The organism is Adhaeribacter sp., from assembly GCF_057359045.1.
The window spans coordinates 40,027-46,586 of record NZ_JBMQUD010000135.1 but is presented as its reverse complement, the minus strand read 5'-3'; the positions used below and the strand labels follow the sequence as shown (position 1 = coordinate 46,586).

Here is a 6,560-nt window from a genome sequence, read left to right as displayed (position 1 = left end):
CTTATTACCTGGCCGGCGGTTCTACCGGCAACGTGCTCGCGCAATTGCTAGATAAAGAAGGGCTTACCCATATTCCTATTCCTTCTATTAAATGGACCCGCGAAAATTTTGCCGTAACCGAGCGTGCCACCGATAAGCAATTCCGGTTTGGTATGCCGGGTTCCGAGATTCCCGAAGAAGAATGGAAATACTCTTTAATTAAATTAGAGAAAACAAATCCTAGGCCTGAATTTATTGTGGCCAGTGGCAGTTTACCCCGCGGGGTGCCCAACGATTATTATGCCCGGGTAGCTACCATTGCCAAAAATATGGGCGCTAAATTAATCTTGGATACCTCTGGCGAAGCATTAAAGAAAGCCGCTGGTATTGGCGTGTATCTGCTTAAGCCCAATTCGGGCGAACTGGCTAAATTAGCCGGAAAAGAAGACATGGAAGAGCACGAGCGGGAGCAATTTGCCCAGCAGCTTATACGCGAAGGCATGTGCGAAGTAATGGTGGTGTCGTTGGGCGCGCAAGGAGCCATGCTGGTTACCGCCGACCAGGTAGAATATGTAACCCCGCCGGCCATTAAACCTAAAAGTACCGTTGGTGCCGGCGATAGCATGGTAGCGGGCATGGTGCATACCCTGGCTATGGGTTGGCCATTAGCCGAAGTAATAAAATACGGCGTAGCGGCCGGTACCGCCACTACCATGACACCCGGTTCTGAGCTTTGCGATAAAAAAGATGTAGAAGAAATTTACGATTGGCTGAAACAACAACAAACCGTAACCAGCCGGTAAATACATAATTCACTAACCAGAAAGCCGGATAATTAAATATTATCCGGCTTTCTGGTTTTAAGACCAATGCTTGCAATATTTATACAAAATCGTATTAACCTTATTACCTAATTCTACCTGCTTGGGGTTGTGATCTTGTAAAGAACTATTGGTTAAAAAGTCTTAAGGGTAACTTCAGTATTAGTTTTTTTACCTACTTTACTTTCTAAACAATAGATGCTTTCAGCAGGACAACAGTAGTGTTCTTCTGGTATGGAACAGCATTATTACGAGGCGGTATTATTTCTTATTTACTACAATGCGGGGTTCGCGGGTAAGAATAATTTTTAAATTAAGCCGCACCAAATCGCCCATGTTCTTACAACGCAAAAATTCATCGGATTGGTGGTGCTCGGCCAACTCTTGCTTTAACTGGTCTATTTTTTCGGGCGTAGAAATGGTATCCGTCCGCATAATATCAATTAAATCTTTCAGGCGATAGCGAGCCAGTTTCAGGCGGTGGTACAGCAAGGTGCGCTCTTCGCTTAAATATTGCTGCACCGTTTGGGGGTTCAGGAGCTTAAGTACCAAAGCTACAACGTGGTAGTTATCTTTAAAAAACTGGGGCAAATACATAACTTTTCGGCCTTCGTACGATTGCTGGTCGAAATCAATGGAGCGTACCCGGTACTGTTCGTCTTCAAAATCGGGCGTTACGTCTATTACGTAATTATAAGAGCGCATATCGCCGAGCAGCCGGATAAAACACCGCTCATTAAACTTTACAAACTCTTTCGCAATACGTACCTGGTTAGAGTTGGGCCGGTTCAGGTATTCTTTAATAAATACATCGCCGGGTATGCCGGCAATATGTTCTTCAATCAGGGTTTCGTCGTGCACCAGGTAATTGATCCGACTCGGCGATAAAATATGCTCCAGTTCCAGGCCGTAAATGCGGGAAGCATCGGCCCGTTTTACGTAAAAATAATCGTAATTGTCGTTCAGCAGGTTTTTAATCTGTACCCGGAACGGATTGGTGTTACCAAAAGTACAATAATCTACCCTGGATACTTGTAAGTGCTCCATTACCGAAATATCGCCATCGGTTTTTAGCAAGGCATAAATCATGGTAAGACCCTCGTTCAATTCTTCGCGCTGGTGCTGGTCGTAGAGTACAACCTGCCAGAGCGTGTCTTTGCCTTGTTTGTCGTAATACGGAAAAGACTCGGTGTAGCGCGTTAAATCCTCATAGTGCAGCGGCAGTTTTCGTTCACGATCGTAGGTTATCAGGTACTTGCGTAATCTGGGAATTACCGGGTAAACCAGCTTCTTTTTAGAAATGGTATGCACAACTTATAAAGTTAAATCAAGCTAAATATACTTAGGATTTGCCTGAAAGGGTATTAAATTATAGGTTTTTAGGCGGAGTGAGTATAAAAGGCCGATTAAGCTATTAAGCTGACCGGCCGGGTGAGGAGGAATAATATCGCATGGATTTATTTTTAATTTTGAATTGTAGCTTACCGTTATTCGAACATCTAGGAATTTACCTGTTATCTTAATAGCAGTTACGTATAACATGCCAATGTTGTACTATTATGCGTAACTACTTACGTTTATTAATAAGTTGGCTGGTATAAATTAGTCAAATGAGAACTTCAGCGATAAAAAGAATCCACTTTGGTTTATTGCTAATCCTTATTCTTAATTACTTAATAGCTTTACAATCTGATTATGGTCTAGATTTTAGAATTCAAATTGCTTTTAAGGTATTAGTCTTCATTTCAGGGTGTATTTTATTTATCCTTCCAATGATCAAGCTAAAGACATTTAAATATTATTACTCCTTGTATATAATAACACCTGTTTTAGCTTTACTTTTTTGGTTAATTGATGGATTAATGGGGGCAATAATATTTTCTTTATTACTTTTTATTATTAACCCTTCTGAAACCCTTTTAGAAAATAAGGATTATAAATTAAGAAGTACTTTTAATGGCTTATTAGGACCATGTTGTTCTTATAGTATTTTCCAAAACCGCTTCTTTCTGTTTGAAAAGAAATCTGGTGATTTTCAATTTGGACTTCCACCTTCTGATTTACGCGACCTAAAAATATCTGAAAGTAAGAAAGTGGCCCTAATTACATTTATTAAAGATGACATCATAAAAACTGACTCAACTTTTGTAATAAAATTAAAATAAATTACACCAGCCAACACCAGGTATACCAAACCTTTGCTTCGCTACGGACTTGGCATACCTGCGGCCCGTTGGGTGCAATATATAATTATGAGAATTTTCGAAAGAAGCAGCTTTAAGAAAGATGCTAAGCAATTCATAAAAGAATGGGCGCAACTACTTTCAACTGGCAAGTTTCAAGAAGCACTAGATTTGCTGGACCAACCACCCATTGAGGAAAGCGACTTCTTCTGGACAAAGGAAAATCTTAAAGAAGTTTTCTTGGACTATGGAGGCTCTGGAAGAATGCCTGTGATAAACGACCCATTGCTGATGGGCAAAGAAGGCGACTCTTTCGACTTTTACAAGTATAATGATGGAAGCGGTTGGGCAGTAGAATACGACCTTCCATTAGATGGAGAAAAAGGAGATTTAACAGCTCAGTTTTCTTTCAAGAAATCTTCTGGAGATTTGTATTCAATCAATTTAGAAGACCTCCATGTAATGTGAATAATTACTACACCCAACCACGTGTAAACGGCAGCTTCGGCCGACGGCCTCGTCGTCGTTTACACAAGTACGTTATAGCCAATTTTAGAAATATGAGTAATATATATATTCAAAAAGAAATTCGCCATGCCAAGGAGCTTTTCTCAATTAATGAAAGTTTAAAAAATTGGAATTTTAAGTTAGTTGAAGGCGAAGGATTCTTTCAATATATGGAAAAATATAGCCATATAAAACTAAAAATGTATAAGTCTACCGGAGAAGATGCCAATTCAAATAAAATAATATCTAACTTAGACGACAAGCTGTTTCCAGAATCTTATTATAAAATACCTGTAAAACTCGCATTTGAATTTTTTATTCCGTATTTAGAAGCGCTAAGGGGTGAAGATATAAATTTAACAGTGGAAATAACTGATGGAAGTTATCATGAAGTCGATTCTCAACCTAGACATTATATGATTGCTACAATTTATGCTATTATAAACTGTTTTGACAAAGAATTTAACAAGTTAAAACCCTTTCAAGAAGAAGCAATTCTAAGATGTAAAAAACATGCTGAAGAATTGTAAATCATCTGGATAAAATATAAACTGGCTATAACACAAGCTAAAAAGCCTTAAAACGCTTTTTAGCCGCGGAACGTTAGGGGTATAAGTAAAAAATGAAGAAATATCTTTCAGTACTGTTCATCTTTACTTCGCTCTTTGCTTACGGACAGCAAAAAAACGACAATAAACAAAGCGTCATTTACAGGGATATAGAAAAACAAAACCTAGAAGTATTTCTCGACAGCATCAAAATCACTCTTCTTAGCGATACTGTTAAGTTTTCTAGGATTGACCTGATACACTCCGCAGGTATAATCCGAAATAAAATAATGAATTCTCCTCTGTTTGTAGTGAATGGCAAATTCTCCTATAAAACCGATATTGTAGAAGGAGAGGAAGTGGCCGAGTTTGTCGGAGAGATACTTAATGCGAGCAAAGTGAAGAGCATCACAGTTGTTCAGCCCAAATACTCTCAGGCGCTTTATGGCAGCCTGGGAACAGGAGGCGCGATTCTGATCACCTTAAAGAAAAAAGCAAATTTTGACCCAAAGGTAGCCGGACTTACTCTTACCGCCAATAACAACTTTGACCAGAGAAAACCAAGAGAAATTACCGTAAGACACTAAATAATTACTGCCCCTAACATTGGTAACTGCACACGCTGTATACTTTGCATCTGCTAAACATTGGCGATTATTGTAATGAATAATACCTCAAACTTCAACTATCCGGTACAAAAATTAACAACTGATTGAAAATAGTATGAGAAAAATAATTGCAGCTATTAATATGACACTTGACGGAATTTACGACCATACAGCAGGCATTCCAGATGAAGAAATACATCAACACTATACAGAATTATTAGGTGAAGGAGGCGCAATCCTATACGGCAGAACAACGTATCAGCTGATGGAATTTTGGCGAACACTGCTAGAAAATCCTTCCGAAGAAAAATCAATGAATGACTTTGCTATGGCTATAAATATAATTCCCAAAATTGTTTTTTCTAACACGCTGAAAAATGTGGAATGGGAAAGCGCAACAATAGCAAAGCATAGTTTAAAAGAAGAAGTTCTAGCGCGCAAGCAGCAATCAGGTAAAGACATTTTAGTTGGCAGCCGAAGTTTAATTATACAGCTAATGAAACTTAATTTAATTGATGAATACCAACTTTGTATTTATCCAGTTGTTGCCGGAAGCGGTTTGCCATTATTTGAAAACATAAACGACAGGACTATTCTTAAACTTGCAAAGACAAAAATCTTTAATGGTGGCGCAATAATTCTTTACTATGAGCCCAAAAAATAAACAGGAAAAACTAACCAACCGCTTAACAAGGCATATACAAAACCAATGCTCCGCTGAGAGCTTTGCATATACTAAACGTTAGCCCCAACAAGAACCATGAAACCAGTGGAGAAAATAATCAATAAAGGCAATTGGTTCATAGTAGAGATCATCGAAAGAATTGAGCCTTTGGGTTCGGACAAGTTAAAGCCTCTCCGAAGATGTACTATTTGGGGCAATTACCATCTGATAAAAGCAAATTCGCCAGCAGAAGCTTACGACAAAGCAGAAAACCTGGGAGCTAACTACAACTTTACCTTCAAAAATGACCAAGGAGTAGAAATGGAGAATTCCTTTGTAGGCATCGGCGACTTTCTCCCACTTTACGAGGATTTAGAAGACGGGGCAGAAATACTTTAGACGGACTATGGACTATGGTCAGATTAGCGCAAAACGCACTGACAAATTTATAAAGCCAAAAGAAAAATGGCTTGATGCTGCAAGCAAAGTGAAAAAGATAGAATAAACTGAAAAGGGAGAATTACTTTGGCTCCAAAGGGATTTCTATTGTTGATAGAATCTATCGCTCCTTTGTATAAATTAATATTATTCCGCTCTTTGTTCTTGCCACAGGCAATTTAAGGCTTTGTTTTCCCTCTTAAGCACAAGCCATCGGGGGGCAATAAAATATTATTACTAATTGGATATTTCGATGCTGACAATGCAGGTAACATTTACCAGTTTGTTTGTATAGTAACCTGTTTGGTTACACGGGGTAGGGCCAATATCTGCCTTGGCGGTTTTATACCCGATAATTACCTGTTGGCCCACCTGCACTTCAAAATTATCTATTTTATAGATGGGGTCGCCGGCAGCATTAGTGGTGGTACTTACGTTTAAAGGTACCAATTTTTGGTTGTTTTCCAGTACCAGCAGCAGGCCGCAACTCGGTACCAACTGTACTGTGGCCGCAACATCGCAGTTCTCCCCGGGTAAAACGGCATCTTCTTTTTGCGTACAGGCCGGAAAAGTAAATATTCCCAGGAGGCAAAATATTAAAAGATAAAGGTGTTTTTTCATGGGTAAACCTGGTTTAGGATGAGCAGATACTTTACATATAAGAGTAAACTAAGCTTTAATTGGTTGCTTTGATAAATAAATATTTTCTGAGGTTATTACAATAATCGCTCCAGCTACTTGATTCTTCAGCGTTTGCCGGCTACATATGGGCCTGCCTGAATTTAGATAAACGTTAAAAAAAGCTAAGAACG

The 6,560-nt window shown here is 38.9% G+C and carries 9 protein-coding genes; 7 read left to right on the top strand and 2 right to left on the bottom strand.

Annotation, left to right across the window (positions count from 1 at the left end; all coding sequences use genetic code 11):
* On the top strand, window positions 1-782 hold a 782-nt coding region (locus tag ACO1R6_RS21645; protein WP_486267223.1), incomplete at its 5' end, for a 1-phosphofructokinase family hexose kinase.
* Window positions 783-1,061: 279 nt separating this feature from the next.
* Here the strand turns inward: ACO1R6_RS21645 and ACO1R6_RS21640 are convergent.
* Window positions 1,062-2,111 carry a hypothetical protein gene (locus ACO1R6_RS21640; RefSeq protein WP_486267221.1) on the bottom strand — a complete coding sequence of 350 codons (1,050 nt, stop codon included), beginning with the start codon at window positions 2,109-2,111 and terminating at the stop codon, window positions 1,062-1,064.
* Window positions 2,112-2,410: 299 nt separating this feature from the next.
* On the opposite strand from ACO1R6_RS21640, the gene ACO1R6_RS21635 reads away from it, so the two are divergent.
* The 6 genes from ACO1R6_RS21635 to ACO1R6_RS21610 all read left to right on the top strand — a co-directional run bounded on the left by ACO1R6_RS21635 (window position 2,411) and on the right by ACO1R6_RS21610 (window position 5,709).
* Window positions 2,411-2,965, top strand: coding sequence for a hypothetical protein (locus ACO1R6_RS21635; protein ID WP_486267219.1), 555 nt, complete (start codon window positions 2,411-2,413; stop codon window positions 2,963-2,965).
* An 87-nt stretch (window positions 2,966-3,052) separates the two neighbouring features.
* On the top strand, window positions 3,053-3,451 hold the full coding sequence (locus tag ACO1R6_RS21630) for a DUF7668 domain-containing protein (RefSeq protein ID WP_486267217.1): 399 nt from the start codon (window positions 3,053-3,055) through the stop codon (window positions 3,449-3,451).
* A 92-nt stretch (window positions 3,452-3,543) separates the two neighbouring features.
* Window positions 3,544-4,020, top strand: coding sequence for a hypothetical protein (locus tag ACO1R6_RS21625; protein WP_486267215.1), 477 nt, complete (start codon window positions 3,544-3,546; stop codon window positions 4,018-4,020).
* A gap of 92 nt (window positions 4,021-4,112) precedes the next feature.
* Window positions 4,113-4,625: a hypothetical protein gene (locus tag ACO1R6_RS21620; protein WP_486267213.1), complete on the top strand. Its 513-nt coding sequence runs from the start codon at window positions 4,113-4,115 to the stop codon at window positions 4,623-4,625.
* Between the two features lie 136 nt (window positions 4,626-4,761).
* Window positions 4,762-5,310: a dihydrofolate reductase family protein gene (locus ACO1R6_RS21615; protein ID WP_486267211.1), complete on the top strand. Its 549-nt coding sequence runs from the start codon at window positions 4,762-4,764 to the stop codon at window positions 5,308-5,310.
* 96 nt (window positions 5,311-5,406) lie between these two features.
* Window positions 5,407-5,709 carry a DUF4288 domain-containing protein gene (locus ACO1R6_RS21610; RefSeq protein WP_486267209.1) on the top strand — a complete coding sequence of 101 codons (303 nt, stop codon included), beginning with the start codon at window positions 5,407-5,409 and terminating at the stop codon, window positions 5,707-5,709.
* A gap of 276 nt (window positions 5,710-5,985) precedes the next feature.
* On the opposite strand, the gene ACO1R6_RS21605 is transcribed toward ACO1R6_RS21610, so the two are convergent.
* Window positions 5,986-6,369 (bottom strand): hypothetical protein, encoded by a 384-nt coding sequence (locus tag ACO1R6_RS21605; protein WP_486267207.1) that lies wholly within the window; start codon window positions 6,367-6,369, stop codon window positions 5,986-5,988.
* Window positions 6,370-6,560: the final 191 nt, after the last annotated feature.

Coding starts and splice junctions, on each gene's coding strand:
- ACO1R6_RS21620 (WP_486267213.1), top strand. CDS start 4,113: ATGAAGAAATATCTTTCAGTACTGTTCATCTTTACTTCGCTCTTTGCT.
- ACO1R6_RS21625 (WP_486267215.1), top strand. CDS start 3,544: ATGAGTAATATATATATTCAAAAAGAAATTCGCCATGCCAAGGAGCTT.
- ACO1R6_RS21615 (WP_486267211.1), top strand. CDS start 4,762: ATGAGAAAAATAATTGCAGCTATTAATATGACACTTGACGGAATTTAC.
- ACO1R6_RS21630 (WP_486267217.1), top strand. CDS start 3,053: ATGAGAATTTTCGAAAGAAGCAGCTTTAAGAAAGATGCTAAGCAATTC.
- ACO1R6_RS21635 (WP_486267219.1), top strand. CDS start 2,411: ATGAGAACTTCAGCGATAAAAAGAATCCACTTTGGTTTATTGCTAATC.
- ACO1R6_RS21610 (WP_486267209.1), top strand. CDS start 5,407: ATGAAACCAGTGGAGAAAATAATCAATAAAGGCAATTGGTTCATAGTA.
- ACO1R6_RS21605 (WP_486267207.1), bottom strand. CDS start 6,369: ATGAAAAAACACCTTTATCTTTTAATATTTTGCCTCCTGGGAATATTT.